Annotated in this window: 13 protein-coding genes; 4 read left to right on the forward strand and 9 right to left on the reverse strand. The window is 60.9% G+C overall.

Features of this window, described 5'->3' with window-relative positions; translation table 11 throughout:
* Positions 1–33 precede the first annotated feature (33 nt).
* From ACYZT5_RS05365 to ACYZT5_RS05375, 3 genes are read left to right on the forward strand one after another with little or no spacing between them, the layout of a single operon-like run.
* Positions 34–939, forward strand: coding sequence for a class II glutamine amidotransferase (locus ACYZT5_RS05365; RefSeq protein ID WP_462050138.1), 906 nt, complete (start codon positions 34–36; stop codon positions 937–939).
* Between the two features lie 11 nt (positions 940–950).
* Positions 951–1,634 carry a GltB/FmdC/FwdC-like GXGXG domain-containing protein gene (locus ACYZT5_RS05370; protein WP_462050139.1) on the forward strand — a complete coding sequence of 228 codons (684 nt, stop codon included), beginning with the start codon at positions 951–953 and terminating at the stop codon, positions 1,632–1,634.
* A gap of 20 nt (positions 1,635–1,654) precedes the next feature.
* Entirely contained in the window at positions 1,655–2,995 is a 1,341-nt protein-coding gene (locus tag ACYZT5_RS05375; RefSeq protein ID WP_462050140.1) for an FMN-binding glutamate synthase family protein, read from the forward strand.
* Between the two features lie 59 nt (positions 2,996–3,054).
* Here the strand turns inward: ACYZT5_RS05375 and ACYZT5_RS05380 are convergent, their stop codons facing one another.
* Positions 3,055–4,224 carry an IS4 family transposase gene (locus ACYZT5_RS05380; RefSeq protein WP_462046742.1) on the reverse strand — a complete coding sequence of 390 codons (1,170 nt, stop codon included), beginning with the start codon at positions 4,222–4,224 and terminating at the stop codon, positions 3,055–3,057.
* Between the two features lie 280 nt (positions 4,225–4,504).
* Between ACYZT5_RS05380 and ACYZT5_RS05385 the strand changes: the two genes are divergently transcribed.
* On the forward strand, positions 4,505–5,830 hold the full coding sequence (locus ACYZT5_RS05385; protein WP_462050141.1) for an ammonium transporter: 1,326 nt from the start codon (positions 4,505–4,507) through the stop codon (positions 5,828–5,830).
* A 180-nt stretch (positions 5,831–6,010) separates the two neighbouring features.
* Here the strand turns inward: ACYZT5_RS05385 and ACYZT5_RS05390 are convergent, their stop codons facing one another.
* From ACYZT5_RS05390 to ACYZT5_RS05425, 8 genes are all read right to left on the reverse strand, one after another.
* On the reverse strand, positions 6,011–7,372 hold the full coding sequence (locus tag ACYZT5_RS05390; protein ID WP_462050143.1) for an IS4 family transposase: 1,362 nt from the start codon (positions 7,370–7,372) through the stop codon (positions 6,011–6,013).
* Between the two features lie 123 nt (positions 7,373–7,495).
* Positions 7,496–8,404: a bifunctional 5,10-methylenetetrahydrofolate dehydrogenase/5,10-methenyltetrahydrofolate cyclohydrolase gene (locus ACYZT5_RS05395; RefSeq protein ID WP_462050144.1), complete on the reverse strand. Its 909-nt coding sequence runs from the start codon at positions 8,402–8,404 to the stop codon at positions 7,496–7,498.
* A 75-nt stretch (positions 8,405–8,479) separates the two neighbouring features.
* Entirely contained in the window at positions 8,480–10,159 is a 1,680-nt protein-coding gene (locus tag ACYZT5_RS05400) for an APC family permease (RefSeq protein WP_462050145.1), read from the reverse strand.
* Between the two features lie 75 nt (positions 10,160–10,234).
* Positions 10,235–12,577 carry a DUF1989 domain-containing protein gene (locus tag ACYZT5_RS05405; protein ID WP_462050146.1) on the reverse strand — a complete coding sequence of 781 codons (2,343 nt, stop codon included), beginning with the start codon at positions 12,575–12,577 and terminating at the stop codon, positions 10,235–10,237.
* 15 nt (positions 12,578–12,592) lie between these two features.
* Positions 12,593–13,960, reverse strand: a complete 1,368-nt coding sequence (locus tag ACYZT5_RS05410; protein ID WP_462050147.1) for an NAD(P)-binding domain-containing protein — start codon at positions 13,958–13,960, stop codon at positions 12,593–12,595.
* A 52-nt stretch (positions 13,961–14,012) separates the two neighbouring features.
* The gene (gene purU, locus ACYZT5_RS05415; protein ID WP_462050148.1) at positions 14,013–14,879 is read right to left on the reverse strand and encodes a formyltetrahydrofolate deformylase; all 867 of its coding nucleotides are present in this window, start codon (positions 14,877–14,879) and stop codon (positions 14,013–14,015) included.
* Positions 14,880–14,912: 33 nt separating this feature from the next.
* Positions 14,913–16,043, reverse strand: a complete 1,131-nt coding sequence (locus ACYZT5_RS05420; protein WP_462050149.1) for an aminomethyltransferase family protein — start codon at positions 16,041–16,043, stop codon at positions 14,913–14,915.
* A 34-nt stretch (positions 16,044–16,077) separates the two neighbouring features.
* Positions 16,078–17,091: a heme-dependent oxidative N-demethylase family protein gene (locus ACYZT5_RS05425; protein ID WP_462050150.1), complete on the reverse strand. Its 1,014-nt coding sequence runs from the start codon at positions 17,089–17,091 to the stop codon at positions 16,078–16,080.
* Positions 17,092–17,093 lie beyond the last annotated feature (2 nt).

Raw genomic sequence — 17,093 nt, forward strand, 5'->3', positions numbered from 1 at the left:
CTGTGTTTTGACTGCCTCCGAAGGAGACTTGATATGTGTGGAATCGTAGGTCTTTATCTGAAAAATCCGCAGCTGGAATCCCAGCTCGGCAAGCTCTTCGAACCGATGTTGCAGGCCATGACCGATCGTGGCCCGGACAGTGCCGGCTTCGCCATTTACGGCGATGAAGTGGCGGACGGCTGGGTCAAGCTGACCTTGCAGGCGACCACCGAAGGCTTCGACTGGAAAACCCTGATGGGCGAATTGGAAGGGCGTCTCGGCTGTTCGCTGGACTGGTTCCAGAACGCCAGCGCCGCCGTGCTCAAGATCAACGCCGCTGAGGTGCCCGTGCGTCTGGCCCTCGCTGAACTGGCACCGAACCTGCGCATCATGAGCGCCGGCCAGAGCATCGAAATCCTCAAAGGCATGGGCTTGCCCCAGGAAATTTCCCAACGCTTCGGCCTGGCCGGCATGAAGGGTAGCCACATTATTGGCCACACCCGCATGGCCACCGAAAGCGCGGTGACCATGGAAGGCAGCCATCCGTTTTCCACAGGTGCCGACCTGTGCCTGGTGCACAACGGCTCGTTGTCAAACCACTTCCGCCTGCGTCAGGAACTCAAGCGTGAAGGCATCCACTTCGAAACCGACAACGACACCGAAGTGGCCGCCGGCTACCTGACCTGGCGCCTGCAGCAAGGCGACTCGCTGAAAGAAGCGCTGGATCATTCGCTGGAGGATCTCGACGGTTTCTTCACCTTCGCCATCGGCACCCGCAACGGTTTTGCGGTGATCCGCGACCCGGTCGCCTGCAAGCCGGCGATCCTCGCCGAGACGGACGACTACGTCGCCATGGCCTCCGAATATCAGGCGCTGTCGAGCCTGCCGGGAATCGAACACGCCAGAATCTGGGAGCCCGCACCGGCCACCCTGTACATCTGGGAACGCGAGTCAGCTTAAGGAGCGCACACATGAAAACCATCGATCTTTCCACTGCCACTGTGCGTGACCTCAATCAGGCGCTGCACGATCAGGTCAATAACGTGACCGATCACGAGTGGGTGGTGACTCACTCCGATGGCAAGCACAACCTCGCAGTCGGGGTGAATGAAGCGGTGTCCATCGATATCCAGGGTCACGCCGGTTACTACTGCGCGGGGATGAATCAAAAGGCCTCGATCACCGTCCACGGCAACGTCGGTGTCGGTTGTGCCGAGAACATGATGTCCGGCTACGTCCGGGTCAAAGGCAGCGCCTCCCAGGCGGCTGGTGCCACGGCCCATGGCGGTTTGCTGGTGATTGAAGGCGACGCCGGGGCGCGTTGCGGGATTTCCATGAAGGGCATCGACATCGTTGTTGGCGGCAGCATCGGCCACATGAGCTGCTTCATGGGGCAGGCCGGTCGCCTGGTGGTCTGCGGCGACGCCGGCGATGCGCTGGGCGATTCGTTGTACGAGACCCACATCTACGTGAAAGGGGCCGTTGAGTCCCTGGGCTCGGATTGCATCGAGAAAGAGATGCGTGCCGAGCACCTGGAAGAGCTGCAAGGGCTGCTCAACCGCGCCGGTTTCGAGCACAAGGCGGCTGACTTCAAGCGCTACGGTTCGGCTCGTCAGTTGTACAACTTCAAAGTCGATAACGCGTCCGCGTACTGATCCGCGCGAGGAGAAAAGATATGAGCGACCCCATCAGCCAAAAAACGCCTCCCGTACTGCGCGAGTCAGCCACCTTCGACCGCCTGACCATTCAGGAAATCCAGCGTGCCGCAGAAACAGGCATCTATGACATTCGTGGTGGCGGCACCAAGCGCAAGCTGCCACATTTTGATGATTTGCTGCTGCTCGGCGCCAGCGTTTCGCGCTACCCGCTGGAAGGCTATCGGGAGAAGTGTGGCACCGATGTAATCCTCGGCAACCGCTTCGCCAAGAAGCCGATTCACCTGAAGATTCCGGTGACCATCGCCGGCATGAGCTTCGGTGCTTTGTCGGCCAATGCCAAGGAAGCTCTGGGCCGTGGCGCAACCATCGCTGGCACCAGCACCACCACCGGTGACGGCGGCATGACCCCGGAAGAGCGCGGCCAGTCGCAGCATTTGGTGTATCAGTATTTGCCGTCCCGCTATGGCATGAACCCGGACGATCTGCGCAAGGCCGACGCCATTGAAATCGTCCTGGGGCAGGGCGCCAAACCCGGCGGCGGCGGAATGTTGCTGGGCATGAAAGTCACCGAGCGGGTGGCCGGCATGCGCACCTTGCCGATCGGTGTCGACCAGCGCAGCGCCTGCCGTCACCCGGACTGGACCGGCCCGGATGACTTGGCGATCAAGATTGCCGAACTGCGGGAAATTACTGACTGGGAAAAACCCATCTACGTGAAAATCGGTGCGAGCCGACCGTACTACGACGTCAAGTTGGCGGTAAAAGCCGGGGCTGACGTGATTGTGCTCGACGGCATGCAAGGCGGCACTGCAGCGACTCAGGAAGTGTTCATCGAACACGTCGGGATCCCGATTTTGTCGGCCATTCCGCAAGCGGTACAGGCTTTGCAAGAGATGGGCATGCATCGCAAGGTTCAACTGATCGTTTCCGGAGGGATTCGCAACGGTGCCGACGTCGCCAAGGCGATGGCGCTGGGTGCGGATGCGGTGGCCATCGGGACGGCGGCGCTGATTGCCTTGGGCGATAACCATCCACGCCTGGACGAGGAACTGAAGAAAATCGGCTCGGCCGCCGGTTTCTACGACGACTGGCAGAACGGCCGCGACCCGGCCGGGATCACCACGCAGGACCCGGAGCTGTCCAAGCGTCTGGACCCGGTGGAAGGTGGTCGGCGTCTGGCCAACTACCTGCGCGTGTTGGTGCTGGAAGCGCAGACCATGGCCCGGGCTTGCGGCAAGTCGCACCTGCACAACCTCGATCCCGAGGATTTGGTAGCGCTGACGGTGGAGTCGGCTGCCATGGCGCGGGTGCCGCTGGCGGGAACCAGTTGGATTCCTGGTTCTGGTTCCGGTTACTGAAACGGGGCTGATGACGCTCGTTCCCACGCTCTGCGTCACTAGTGTCCGGTAAACATGCTTCATAGCGGAAGGCTGCCTTGGGCAGCCTTCAACTTTTCTCGCTCCTGCCTTCGTCGATCCCTCAATACTGGGGTTTCGGGTCGTTCAAACAGGACATGAACTATGCGAACCGTCAGCTCGAACAACGAGCCGGTAAATCCTGAGCGACGATGGAATATTTGCAGTAACAGATAGCTGATCAAGGCACTGTAAATCTGCAAACGCACCGCATTTTCGGAGTAGGCATAAAAGCGTTTGAGCTTCAGATGTTGTTTGATCCACTTGAAAAATAGCTCGATCTGCCAACGATCTTTGTACAAGGACGCGATTTCTTCAGCTGTCCTCGTGAAGTCGTTGGTCACCAGAACTAATGGGGTCGCATGCCCCTCGCGCTCAACCACGACGCGTCTTACCGACTTTTCCCAGTAGTCGTTCAGGCGTTTGCCGGCCAAATGTTTTTTGCCAAACTGGACAACTTCATCGGTCATGACCGAGCTTTGCTCAGTCACGGTCGAGTGCTCATGCAGCACTTTGATATTGGCGTTTTTCTTCAGGCGGGTGACGAAAAAAGCACCTTTGGTCTGCAACTTGTGCCACCAGTTGTAATCGCAGTAGCCCTTGTCGAAAACATACGTCATGCCGGCCTGGATCGGCATTTCCAGTGCATCGCTCAGGTCGTTGACGTTGGCAGGCGTAATGTTCACGTACACCGGGGCCAGTTGCGCCAGATCCAGCCCGACATGCACTTTGAGGCCTTGGGTGATGCGGGTTTTCGTCGCGGCTGTCCAGCCATCGAAGTGAGGTCCGCGCAAGCTGATCGACGTGGAGTCAATCAGGCTAACCATAGCCCCGACCTCCTTGCGCTGCTGGCGGCTGACGGCGCTCATCAGGTACCCGCAAAGGTCCTGTAATGGCCGGTAGTCACGCTTGTTCAAGGCATCGGACATTGTCGAGCGGGCAATAGGGCCGGCTTTGAGATGGTAGCTATGCGGGCCGAAATTTTCGGAGATAGTCGCCAAGGACCGCAGGCTTGAGGCTTGGGTCAAATGGCCGCTGATTAGTGTTACCAGCAATTGCCAGGTCGTGCAGCGTTTGACGTAGCGATCAGCTTGGTGTGTTTCGATGGATTGCTGGAAAAACTGGCGCGGGATCGCACTGAGTAGTTGGGTTAAACGGGTGCTGGAAAACATAAGTCAAAATCGAGTCTGAAAAGTCCGATTATGCCTCACAGCCGCCAACAGCAAGGGGGAGCAAGCTCCCCCCTCGTGTTTTACCGGACACTAGTGACGCTCTGCGTGGGAATGCCTCTTGGGACGCTCTGCGTCCCGCTTTTGTGACGCCGAGCGTCACGGGCTGCATTCCCACGCAGGAGTGTGGGAACGATCAGATCAAGGGGCCCACCAAGAGGCCCGTGCATACTCACTTTGCTCGCTGCCAGACACTTTCCATTCTTTTGCAGGAGCTTTGAAAATGGTCAATCGTCTTCTCGGCAAATCCCTTCTTGTCTTATTGGCGGCCGGCGCGCTCACGCCGCTCGCCCAGGCGGCCGACGCACCCACCTTGAACACCGGCAGCACTGCCTGGATGGTGACCGCAGCGGTGCTGGTGCTGTTCATGTGTCTGCCGGGCCTCGCATTGTTCTACGGTGGTCTGGTGCGGGCGAAAAACATGCTCTCGCTGTTCACCCAGTGCTTCGGTATCGCCGGCCTGGTCGGCGTGCTGTGGGTGATCTATGGCTACAGCATGGTGGTCGACAGCACCGGCATGGTCGAGGGACAGGTGACGTTCAATAGTTTTGTCGGTGGTTTGAGCCGGGCCTTCCTGGCCGGCATGACCCCGCAGAGCCTGGTCGGTGACATCCCGGAAGGCGTGTTTGTGACCTTCCAGATGACCTTCGCGATCATTACCCCGGCGCTGATTGCCGGTGCATTCGCCGAGCGCATGAAGTTCTCGGCGGCGCTGTGGTTCATGGCCCTGTGGTTCACCCTGGTGTACGCCCCGGTGGCGCATATGGTATGGGGCGGTTCGGGTGCTTTGATGCATAACTGGGGTGTCCTCGATTTTGCCGGCGGCACTGCGGTGCATATCAATGCTGGCGTTGCCGCGTTGGCCGCGTGCCTGATTCTCGGCAAGCGCAAGGGTTACCAGAATACGCCAATGCCCGCCCACAACTTGAGCTTGACCATGGCCGGCGCGGCCATGCTCTGGGTCGGTTGGTTCGGCTTCAACATCGGTTCGGGCGGCGGTCTCAATGGCACTTCGGGCATTGTCATGCTCAATACGCAGTTGGGTGCCTGCGCCGGGATTCTCGGCTGGATGTTCACCGAGTGGTTCAAGGTCGGCAAGCCGAGTGCTTTGGGCCTGGCCAGCGGTGCTTTGGCCGGTTTGGTCGGCATTACTCCGGCGTGTGCGTATGTGGGCGTCGGCGGCGCGTTGGCCATCGGTCTGCTGTGCGGGGTGTTCTGCTACTTGAGCGTCACTGTGCTGAAACGCCGCTTCGGTTATGACGACAGCCTCGACGTGTTTGGCTTGCACGGCATCGGCGGAATGATTGGTGCGGTATTGACCGGCGTGTTCTGCGTGCCGTCCCTGGGTGGGCTGGTGGAAGGCGTGAGCATGGGTGCTCAGGTCGTGGCTCAAATCAAGGGCGTGTTGTTGACGACGGTGTACTGCTTTGTCATCAGCTGGATCATTCTCAAGGTGATCAACGCGGTGATCGGCTTGCGTGCGGACGAGTCGGTGGAGGAGTTGGGGCTGGATCTGGCTGAGCACAATGAGAGTGCCTACAACCATTAAGCTTTGTCTGTTTCAGCACAATGCCGGCTCACGCCGGCGTTGTGCTTTTTAGTTGATCGTTCCCACGCTCTGCGTGGGAATGCCGCCGGGGACGCTCCGCGTCCCGCTATCGACTTAGGGCTTGAGTCCTGCGCATGAGTGACGCGGAGCGTCACGGGGATGCATTCCCACGCGGAGCGCTCATCGTTCTACACAACTCTCGATGAGCGCACGCTGGGCGTCTAATGCGGTAACAAACTCACGTATTCGTTGCATCCCTATCCACATGGCCTTGGGGCCGGGAGGCCCGTCATTTTTACGCCCCAAGTAGCCTCCCAGGCTCGTGACCAGTAAAACCATTTCTCCTAAAGAAGGGGGCGCAGTGGGCGGTTGGCACCGTTTGACCACGATATAGGCTGCTTTCCACTCCGAAGCCTCAAACACCATCTCGCAGCTTAGATCGGGACAAGCACGTCCCAGCATCAGGCTGTACAGCACACGCCAGGTCGTGATCAGGTACAAACCAATGCAGGGCAACAACCGTTCCTCGGTCTCCAGCTGCAATCGACTGACCTGACAACCATTCTTCAGCACATTGAAAAACACTTCGATAGACCAGCGTACCCCGTACCACTCAACCACGGTGCTCGCCTGCTCCAGGCTAGTGACCGGCAGACTGGTCAGCAGCAGCCACTCCAGAGGTTCAACACCGTCTATGGCGTTTTCTTCACGGGCCAACACAGCATTGATCGAGACACTGGGCAATTTGTAACCCGACCTGTCGGGGGCACGCAGGGTCACGGTTGCCGCGCGCAAGGTGACATCAGCCAGTCGGGCGGGGCGCTGGGGACGAGCTTTGACTTCAACCTTGAGTGTTCCCAAGGACGGTGCCTGATCCAGTGCCGGCCACAACTTCCCGTTGTCAGCCCCCAGCAAGCGCCTGTCTTGAGCCGCCCGCACGATCCATTGGGCCCGGGTGTCTGGACTGAACTCTTGATGATCAACAAACCATTCGTACAGATCACCCTCAGCATCGGCGAGGTTGACCACCAGGGTCTGCGGTAGCTGCCCCTGAATCGCGCAACTGGTTTGATAACTGTCAATCCAGCGCTGACTCTCTTTCTCATCAATCCCTTTATCTCGGCGCTCATGGCGGGGGCTCGGTTTATCGCGGCTCCACCACTGAGCATCGACGACGCCCAGACAAATACGTTCGGGGGTAAAGGCAATGGTTGGGTGCAGACGTCGAGAAAACTTCTTCTGCGCCTTGATCGTGCCCATCCCTTTGGGACCGAGATTGACCCATTTGTCCATCTCGGTCGTGTCTTGCGCCAACAGCACCACGGGACTGCTTTGCATCCGTTGCAGGGTCGCGTCCTGATGGGGCCGCAACACCTTCTGGAACGTGACTTTCTCATTATCAAGAAATCGATAGGCCGCCGTGGTTTCTGCCAGCCCTCGACAAGCGGTCGGGATGCTGTTGCCGGGATGATCGGCTAGGCGTCCTAAAAAGCTGGCGAGCCTGGCATTTAAACGGCCATCACCCAAGTCGGCGGTTTTCATTTCGTCCTGTGCCCAATTCAATCTTCGTTCTCCATTTCTTCGAGTTTCAAAAATACTTGAAAACAGAGTTATGTAGAACGATGAGCGCGGAGCGTGGGAGCGATCTAAACCAAAGGCAGGCTATCAGGCCGCCCTAGCGGTACGCTGCAACTGACAGGCAATCAGCGTGTTCTTCAGCAAATAAGCGATGGTCATCGGCCCCACGCCTCCCGGAACCGGCGTGATCGCACGGGCGACGGTGCGCGCACTGGCGTAATCGACATCGCCTACCAACCGGTTGCCGGACTCACTGGCAATGCGATTGATGCCGACATCGATCACCACCGCCCCAGGCTTGAGCCAACTGGCATCGATCAACTCAGGACGACCCACCGCCGCGACCACGATGTCCGCCAACCTGCACAATGCCGGTGCATCGACGCTGCGCGAGTGCACCACGCTGACCGAACAATCGGCCTGCAACAACAGGGTCGCCATGGGTTTGCCGACAATGTTCGAACGACCGATGACCACCGCGTGCAAGCCGCTCAAGTCACCGCAGGTTTCGTGTAGCAGGCGCATACAGCCGCTGGGTGTGCAGGGCGTCAGTACGTCAATGCCTTGCACCAGCCCGCCGACGTTTTCCCGATGAAAGCCGTCCACGTCTTTGATCGGATCAATGGCATGAATCACCGCTCCTTCGTCGATATGGGCCGGCAATGGCAGCTGCACCAGGATGCCGTTCACGGCGACGTCGGCGTTCAATTGCGCGATCAGCTCCAGCACTTGTGTCTGGCTGGCGGTGTCCGGCAGGCGATACTCAAGGGAGCGTATCCCGACTTCCTTGGCCCGCAGCAGTTTGTTGCGCACGTAGACATGGCTGGCCGGGTCATCGCCGACGAGCAACACGGCCAGGGCGGGGAAAATCTGTTGCCCGGCCAGTAGCAGAACGTCTTCGCGGACTTCTTCCAGAACCTTGGCCGCGATGGCTTTGCCGTCGATATCGCGGGCGAGTGGAGAGGCACTACTGATCAAAGGAATCACCGTCGTCATTGAAAGAGCATCGAGGTGACCCTCGAGACGCCACAGCGCCTCGAGGGTCTGATAGAAACCTCAAGCCAAAGAGGCTCAGGCTATCAGTTGATGGCAGCCATACACCACCAGCACGCCCGCGATCAGGGTGGCATAGGGCAACCAGCCCGCACGCTTGAGCCCGGCATCGGCCTGAACGTAGAGGTCGTTGAGCATTGCTTCAGGGAAGCGTCCCTTGTCCTGCACATAGTGCCGGAAGCAGAACACCGGGAGGATCAACAACGCCAGCAACAGGCCCGTCCCCAGAGTGCCGGCGCCCCAGATATCGGCTCCCAGCCCCATGCACGCCAGGTTGACGAAGCTCAGTACGCCACCCGCGGCCAACAGCACGGTCGGGGCCTTGTACGGGCGTATCCAGTCGGGACGGTCCAGGCGATGGATCCAGCCGGCATTGAGGTTGAGAAAGTTGAAGATGATGTAGCTGACGTTGGACGCGGCCAGCACGAACACATAATCGGACATCAGCAACAGCAGCAGGTTGAACGACAAGTCGGTCCACATCGCTGCGGTAGGCGCGCCGTGTTCGTTGGTGCGCCCCAGGTATTTCGGCAGCCAGCCATCCACCGACGCCTGATACAGTGTGCGCGAGGAGCCGGACATCGAGGTCATGATCGCCAGCAGCGTGGCCAGGACCAACATGATCAGCACGATGTTGGCCACCAGCTTTCCGCCGCCGATGCTGTCCGCCATGACCTGGCCGACGCCCATGCCGCTGTAGATCGCGGGTGACAACAGACCGCTGTAGACCGCAGGTGAAACCACTGCACCGCTGGCGTCCAGCACCGCCGGTGTTGCCAGTTGGCCGAGGCCCAGACTGCCTTGAAACGCCAGGGGCACCAGGGTGAACACCAGAATGCACAGCAGGCCGGCGTAAAAAATGGCCTTGAACGTGTCACGCTTGGGGTCCTTGAATTCCCGGGTGTAGCACACCGCGGTTTCGAAGCCGTAAGTGGACCATGCCGCCATGAACAGGCCGCCGGCCATCAATGACCACCCGGAAATATTCCAAGGCCCGTCGATCACTTGCCCGGCTGCGTCATGGGCCAGCGGGTACAGGGGCAGAAAGTTGGCCTGGGCCGCGTCCCCCGTGAACAACGGCACCACGCCCACCAGCAACAAAGGAATCAGCGAGGTCACGCCAAGCACCAGGGTCAGGCGTGCCGAGCGCAAGATGCCGCCATGCTGCACGGCGAACACCGTCAGTAAAATCAACAGGCCGATGGCGAACGTCGCGTTAATCCGTAGCGACAGGCCGCTCTTGACCCAGCCCAGGTCAAGCAGGGTCAGTTGCCAGGTATTGATCAGCGCATCAGCGGGGAACAATGCGGTGAGGATGTAACCGGCTGCCAGCCCCGAGCCAATGGACAAAACCGGGGACCAGGCCAGCCAGTTACACCACACCGAGACCGGTGCGATCAGCTTGCTGTAGCGCACCCAGGCGACTGCACCGTAGACCGAGGCGCCACCGGATTTGTGTGGGAACAGCCCGGCGATTTCGGCATAGGTGAAGGCCTGGATGAAGCCGAACAGGATCGACACGATCCAGACGATCCAGGCCGGTTTGCCTACCGTTGCGGCAATCGCGCCGATAGAGAACAGCACCAGGGCGGGCACGCCACTGGCGACCCAGAAAGCCCCGCGCCAATCAATCTTGCGGTGCAGGCTGCCTACTGAGCTGGCGGCCTGCGGTACGGCCTCGAACGTAGTCGCTTCCATCTTCGTATTCCCATGTCTGAGTAGAGTTGTAGTGGGGCAGTCAAAGTCGGGTGGCGCACAGGCTCGTGTGATCGATCAACTGCGTACCCGGCTCTTGTCGGGGTCGTAGAAAATCGCTGCGGTGACCGTGGCGCTGATGCGCTTCTGCAGGCCATCGACTTTGCCGATCTCCAACGCTGTGCCGACGTCGGCGCAGGCCACGTCCACCCGGCACAGCGCGATATTGCTGGCCAGCAGCGGCGAGCGGCAGGCACTGGTGATGACCCCGACCTGGGCCCGGCCGCGGTACACCGGGTCACCGTGGTGGGCGCCTTCGTTGCCGCTCAGTTGCAGGCCCACCAGTTTGTGAGAGCGATGGGCGCTGCGCCGTAGTAGGGCGTCGCGGCCGATGAAGTCATCGGTTTTGCCTTTCAGCGGTACGCAAAAGCCGATACCGGCCTCGAACGGATCGGTCTGGTCGCTGAACTCGTAGCCGGCAAAAATCAGCCCGGCTTCGATGCGCAGCATGTCCAGCGCTTCCAGGCCCAGCGGCACCAGGCCCAACGGTTGGCCCAGTTGCCAGATCCGGTCCCAGACCCGCTCGGCATCCTCGGGCTGGCACCAGACTTCGTAGCCCAGTTCGCCGGTGTAGCCGGTGCGCGAGATCATCAGCGGGCAACCGTCGTAACCGTCCAGGCGGCCCACCAGAAAACGGAACCAGCCCAGGGTTTCGAGGCTCGGTTGGCCGGGAGGGGTCCAGACCATTTGCTTGAGCAGCTCGCGGCTCATCGGGCCTTGCACCGCCAGGTTGTGGATCTGCTCGCTGGCGGATTTGATCCAGACCTTCATCCCGAGCTTTTGCGCCTGCTCACGCAGCCAGACCCCGGCGTAGTCCTCGCCGCAAATCCAGCGGAAATTATCCGGCCCCAGACGCAGCAGGGTGCCGTCGTCGAGCATGCCGCCGTGCTCGTGGCACATCGCCGAGTACACCACTTGCCCAATTGCCAGGCGCCGCACGTCGCGGGTCAGGCAGTACTGCAACAAGGCTTCCGCGTCGGGGCCGATGATTTCGAATTTGCGCAGGGCGGTCAGGTCCATCACCGCCACTCGCTCGCGGCAACCGAGGTATTCCTCGACCGCGCCATAGCCGTCGTAGCGCAGCGGCAGCCACCAGTTGCGGTAGTCGACGAAGCTGCCGGTCAAGGCGCTGGTGCGTGAGTGGAATGCGGACTCACGGGTAAGAATCGGGTCGGCATCGGCCGTGGTTCGAGTGCTCATGGCGATGGAAAAACGCTCCTTTTCGCTGTAGATGCGGATATGGATATCGGTCGGGTTCCAGCCATTGGCCGGGTCGATGTCATCCGGGCACGAGGTACTGCCGCACAGCAAGTCGGTCATGGCCCGCAGCAGCACGTAGTCGCCGGGACGCGACCAGGGTTCATCCAGGGTCATCTGCTGGTGCGCGTCGATCCCGGTATTGAAAAAGAAATTGATCGCCGGCCAGCCATTGCGGGCCTTGACCCCATGGGACGCGAGCACTCGGCTGAGGTTGTCGCTGCAGTTGTCGTGCCCGAAGTAGCCATGGCTCTCGTAGTAGCGCGCGGCGCAGGCCAGGGCGAAGGAGTCGTGGCGGCCGACGGTGTCACGCACCACCTCCAGCATCGGTTGCATCTGCCGGTCAAAAAACTTTGAGAACAGTCCCGGTGCCGGGTAGGCGCTGCCGTTCAAGGTGCGGGTCACGGTCTGGTCCAGGTCCAGTTCCAGACCGCGATCCAGTGCCCGACGGTCCAGAGCGACGAAGTCCGAGCACTGGCGACCGGTGACGTCCAGCACTTGTACATACTGACCTTTGCCGATGGTGTAACTGTGGGCGGTGCCGGCTCCGATGGTGAACTCGTCCAGCAGTTCACCCAGCGGTTCGGGCAGGTGTGGCAGCAGCAGGGGCGAGGGATTGGCCCGTGTCACCAGCAGCCGCAGCTCGCTGGGCCGATACTGGCGGTCGACGGCCGTTGGCCCGGCGGGTGCCGCGACGATCACCAGTAGCTCATCGCTGGCGACGAAGCGGCGGCTGAAGTCGGCAGGGCTGTCCTCGTCCCAGAGTGAGGCGGCGCTGGGCAGGTGGTGTGGATCAATCGCACGTCGGGTTAGCGCCTGGCCAATGCGACGCGACTGCAAGGTAGGTTCGGCGAGCCGTGCGCCGATGAACCCGCAGGCCGTCGAACCGCTCAGCGCCCAGGCCGCCAGGGCGCTGCGACCGAGCGTATCCATGGCCAGCAATTCGCAGGGTTGCCGGCCTTCGAGGTCGATCACTTGCAGGCTGTCGCCGGGCTGCAACGCGACAAGGGTCAGGCCGCCGGCGGCCACCCTATAGCGCTCCAGGGCCGGGGTCCGGGCAAAGAGTCCGGGCTCCCGCGGGCGGGAAACACGAGGTGCGTTCATGGTGGGGCTCCCGGGTCAACCGATCGACTTGATGGATGTCGGCGGTTCAGCGAGGTACGCCGCCATGGAATCGTCAAGGGCATGCAGCCAAGGCGTGTGGTGGGGTGGCGACTGGGTGCCGGTCATCAGCGATCGGTAGGACTTGTCGCGGTAACCCATGATGTTGTGGGCCTTGTCGTGCTTCCAGTGCAGGAAGGTGTCGTTGACCGCGGCGATATCGAAATTCGGGTAGTCGGTGGCGTCCACCAGTTGCTGGATATAGGCGCCCTGGTATTCGAACATCTGCTGGTTGGTTTCAAGCTGCTGTTCGCGGGCATGCCATTGCTGGATATCGGCGGCCCTTTGTGTCTGGTCAGGTAGGGCGATGCGTTGCAGGATCACGTCGCGGGCGTACCAGGCCTGGGCGTCGAACATGTTGAACGAGTACCACTGGTCCTGCATGCCGAGGTAGATCAGTTGCGGGTTGGACTCCCAGAAAATGCCCTTGTACAGGTTCATCGGCCATAGCCGGTTGTCAGTTTTGAGGCACAGTTCGTCCGGCAGGAAGGGGAAGTGATGTTTGTAGCCGGTGCAGAGGATCACCGCATCGATGTGCTTGTGGGTGCCGTCGATAAAGTACGCGCGGTTTTTTTCCAGGCGCTGCAACAGCGGTTTTTCTTCCCAGTTGGCGGGCCAGTCATAGCCCATTGGCGCGGTGCGGTAGCAACTGGTGATGCTGCGGGCGCCGTATTTGTAGCACTGGGAACCGATGTCTTCGGCGGAATAGCTACTGCCGACAATCAGCAAATCCTTGCCCTTGAACTCCAGCGCCTCGCGGAAATCATGGGCGTGCAGGATGCGCCCGCCGAACTGCTCGAATCCGGGGAAGTACGGCATCTTCGGCGTCGAAAAGTGCCCGCAGGCGTTGATCACATAATCGAACTCTTCCGAGGTCTGGGTATCGCTGCCGTGGTCGTGGGCGACCACCGTGAAGCGGCGAGTCTCTTCGTTAAAGGCGACCTGGCGCACCACATTGTTGAAACGGATGTAGTCGCGAACCCCGGCTTTTTCGACGCGACCCTTGATGTAGTCCCACAGCACTTCCCGTGGCGGATACGAGCCGATAGGGCGACCGAAATGTTCCTCGAAGCTGTAGTCGGCGAACTCCAGGCACTCTTTCGGGCCGTTGGACCACAAATAGCGGTACATGCTGCCGTGGACCGGTTCGCCGTTTTCATCCAGGCCGGTGCGCCAGGTGTAATTCCACATGCCGCCCCAGTCTTGCTGTTTTTCGTAGCAGACCAGTTCCGGGATGGGCGTTCCCTGGTCCCTGGCCGATTGAAATGCCCGCAGTTGAGCCATGCCGCAAGGGCCGGCGCCGATGATTGCTACGCGTGTGGTCATGGTCGTTTCTCGTGGCTGTGTCTCGTGGCTGTGGATCGGAAAAAGGGCTCGCTCAGCGAAAAATCACCGTCTTGTCCTGGTTGATAAACACCCGGTGTTCCAGGTGGTATTTCAGGGCTTTGGAAAGCGCTACGGTTTCGGTGTCGCGGCCGATGGCGACCAGCGCATCGGGCAGGTAGGTGTGATCGACTCGCTGGATTTCCTGCTCGATGATCGGGCCTTCGTCGAGGTCCGAGGTGACGTAGTGGGCGGTGGCGCCGATCAGTTTCACGCCGCGCTCGTAAGCCTGGTGATAGGGCTTGGCACCTTTGAAACCGGGCAAAAACGAGTGGTGGATGTTGATCGCCCGGCCGGACAGCTGTTTGCACAGGTCGTCGGAAAGGATCTGCATATAGCGGGCGAGCACCACCAGGTCGGTCTCGGTCTCTTCGACGATGCGCAGCAGTTCGGCTTCCTGGCGCGACTTGTTGTCTTTGTTGACCGGCAGGTAGATGAAGCGAATGCCTTCGCGTTCGGCCATGGCTCGCAGGTCCAGGTGGTTGGAGACCACTGCGGTGATGTGCATGTCCATCTCGCCCTTGCGGTGTCGGTACAGCAGGTCGGTCAGGCAGTGGTCGAACTTGCTGACCATCAGCAGCACCCGGGTTGGCTGACTGCTGCAGAACAGCTGCCACTGCATGTCGAAGCCGCCGGCCAGTTCGCCCAGACCCTCGCGCAGGGCACCGACATCGCCGGTCACGCCGGTGTTGAAGCGGAACACCGCGCGCATGAAAAACTGCCCGGTGAACTCGTCGTCGAATTGCGCCAGCTCGCTGATGTAGCACTGCTGCCGGGCCAGGCACGCGGTAATCGCGGCGACGATGCCCGACGCTGCCGGGCAGTTGATCTTGAGAATGTAATGTTCGTTGGAGGTGTCCATCGAAGGTTCCCTGGTTGCAAGTGAAGGGGAGGCTCAGCCCTTGGCCGTGCGTTTGGTTTTTTCCGGGTCGTCGAAGGGCAGGGCGTGTGTCACGGCGGCGCTTTCCTGGCTGCCGCGCACTTGCAGGGCAATGCCGGGAATCGAGCAGGCGACGCTCATTCGGGCGATGGCCATGGAGCGTTTGCTCAGGCGCGAATACATGCCGCAGGTGATCACCCCGACTTGCTGGTTGCCCTGCCACAGGGTGTCGCCGGCCTCGGCGGCGCGCACACCTTCGAGCAACACACCGGTGATCTTGAAGCGCTCCTGGCCGCGCAGCCGAAAGTGCTCTTCGGCGCCGCGGAACTCGCGCTTGTCCGGGGAGACGGTGAAATCCAGGCCCATTTCCCACAGGGTGTCGCCGGCCTTCTGATCGGCGAAGGGGTACATCTGCGAGTTGTCGTAGGGGAAGAACATCAGCGAGCTTTCCACCCGCAACCAGTCCAGGGCAGTAAAGGCGCAAGGAATGATGCCCAGGCCCGCGCCCTGTTCGAGGATCGTGTCCCACAGCGCCGGGGCATCGGCGGCCTTGCAGAAAATCTCGTAGCCGCGCTCACCGGTGTAGCCGGTGCGCGAGATCATCACCGGGCGGTCGAACAGGCGGGTTTGCAGGTGATGGAAGTAAGGCAGTTGACGGATTCCGGGGACGTGCTCGGCGAGAAAGTCCACCGCCAGCGGTCCTTGCAGCGACAGGTCGTGCAGGTCGTCATCGAACAGCACCGCCACTTGCCGGCCCTGGGATGAACGCACCAGCATTTCGTGACCGCTGCCGGCGCCGTGGACCACCATGAACGCGTTAGGACCGGTGCGGTAGACGATGCAGTCATCAACGAATTTGCCGTCCTCGTCGAGCATTGAGGCGTACACCGACTTGCCAGGGTAGAGCTTGGCGATGTCGCGGGTGGTCGCCCATTGCAGCAAGCTCTCGGCGTGGGGGCCGACGTAATGGACTTTTTTCAGCCCGGACACATCCATCAGTCCGGCCCGGGTGCGGATCGCCTGATGGTGATCGGCCAGGTCGCTGTCGTAGGTCCAGGCAGTGCCCATGCCGTTCCAGTCTTCGAGGTTCGAGCCGAGTGCGCGGTGCCGTTCGGCCAGTGCAGAAATACGCCATGAATGCGCCATGTGAAGATCCTTGTCGGTGAAAGTGGGTCAGGGTTCAGGCCTGGTCGAAGCGGCTCAGCCACTCGACCAGGGTCTGTCGGTAGCGGCTCATGCCCTTGTAGTCGGAGATCGGCTCGGGCAAGTCGCGCAGCACACGGTGCAGGCGGCAGCCCCAGCCGGGCTGGGTAACCAGCTCCTGCATGCTGATCAGGTAGGTGCGGATACTGAACATCACCGCGTTGCTGCGGGGCAGACGGGCCATCACTTGCAACTCGACCCGCAGGTGAACCTGTTGCCCGACGTTCTCGGCGGTGATGCGGCCGCGGTCGGCGCCCCATTCATGGAAAGTCTCGGGGGAGGAATCCAGGCGTGGGTTGATGGTCAGCGTCCAGTTCAGACGCCGCACCGGCTGCCCCACCTGCAAGTTGAGCAGGTACTTCAGCGCGCGGTCGAACACCCCCATCTGGTGGGCCATGGGCACCGGTGAATGCCATTGCTTGAAACTCATGCCGGCGTCGAAGGCCAGGGACCAGTCGGCCGGGCTGGTGACCAGGCCGGCGTCCATGTACAGATCGCCGTCGCGTTGATCGAGCAGGGTGAAATCCCCCTGCACCTGTCGGCCAATGAACTCCAGCGGTTCGCAAGGCAGGGTCGCGGCATCACCGAACACAAAGCGCTGATCGACATCCAGCAGCGTGTTGCGCCAATGCCAGTGCTCAGCGTCACGCTCGAGGGTGAACCACTGCGGATAGTCGGCGGCCAGGTGCTCCATGAGCATCTGCAGCGCATCCCAGGCCGCCACTTGCATGTGCGGCAGCACCAGGTAGCGGCGCGGATCCTTGTCCAGCACCAGGGCGCGTTCGGCCATTTCCGAGCGGTAGTGTTCGTCGATGTCGAACCCGTGCTGGTAAATCGAGCCGGGATCCCGGGAGGTCGCCGGTTCAATGTTCACCGAATACAGGTAGCTGTCCTCGGTGAAGGGGAAGGGAAAACGACGGATGGCGGCGGGGCTGTTGCGAAAGCTGAAATCGTCTCGATAGCTCTGCACGGGGCTTGATTGAATGGTCATGG

The sequence above is a fragment of the Pseudomonas sp. LB3P14 genome, assembly GCF_054898045.1.

Excerpts from the sequence above, each read along its gene's own strand:
- ACYZT5_RS05370 (WP_462050139.1), top strand. The coding sequence starts at position 951 with ATGAAAACCATCGATCTTTCCACTGCCACTGTGCGTGACCTCAATCAG.
- ACYZT5_RS05385 (WP_462050141.1), top strand. The coding sequence starts at position 4,505 with ATGGTCAATCGTCTTCTCGGCAAATCCCTTCTTGTCTTATTGGCGGCC.
- ACYZT5_RS05410 (WP_462050147.1), bottom strand. The coding sequence starts at position 13,960 with ATGACCACACGCGTAGCAATCATCGGCGCCGGCCCTTGCGGCATGGCT.
- ACYZT5_RS05405 (WP_462050146.1), bottom strand. The coding sequence starts at position 12,577 with ATGAACGCACCTCGTGTTTCCCGCCCGCGGGAGCCCGGACTCTTTGCC.
- ACYZT5_RS05390 (WP_462050143.1), bottom strand. The coding sequence starts at position 7,372 with ATGAAAACCGCCGACTTGGGTGATGGCCGTTTAAATGCCAGGCTCGCC.
- ACYZT5_RS05365 (WP_462050138.1), top strand. The coding sequence starts at position 34 with ATGTGTGGAATCGTAGGTCTTTATCTGAAAAATCCGCAGCTGGAATCC.
- ACYZT5_RS05420 (WP_462050149.1), bottom strand. The coding sequence starts at position 16,043 with ATGGCGCATTCATGGCGTATTTCTGCACTGGCCGAACGGCACCGCGCA.
- ACYZT5_RS05375 (WP_462050140.1), top strand. The coding sequence starts at position 1,655 with ATGAGCGACCCCATCAGCCAAAAAACGCCTCCCGTACTGCGCGAGTCA.
- ACYZT5_RS05400 (WP_462050145.1), bottom strand. The coding sequence starts at position 10,159 with ATGGAAGCGACTACGTTCGAGGCCGTACCGCAGGCCGCCAGCTCAGTA.
- ACYZT5_RS05425 (WP_462050150.1), bottom strand. The coding sequence starts at position 17,091 with ATGACCATTCAATCAAGCCCCGTGCAGAGCTATCGAGACGATTTCAGC.
- ACYZT5_RS05395 (WP_462050144.1), bottom strand. The coding sequence starts at position 8,404 with ATGACGACGGTGATTCCTTTGATCAGTAGTGCCTCTCCACTCGCCCGC.
- purU (WP_462050148.1), bottom strand. The coding sequence starts at position 14,879 with ATGGACACCTCCAACGAACATTACATTCTCAAGATCAACTGCCCGGCA.
- ACYZT5_RS05380 (WP_462046742.1), bottom strand. The coding sequence starts at position 4,224 with ATGTTTTCCAGCACCCGTTTAACCCAACTACTCAGTGCGATCCCGCGC.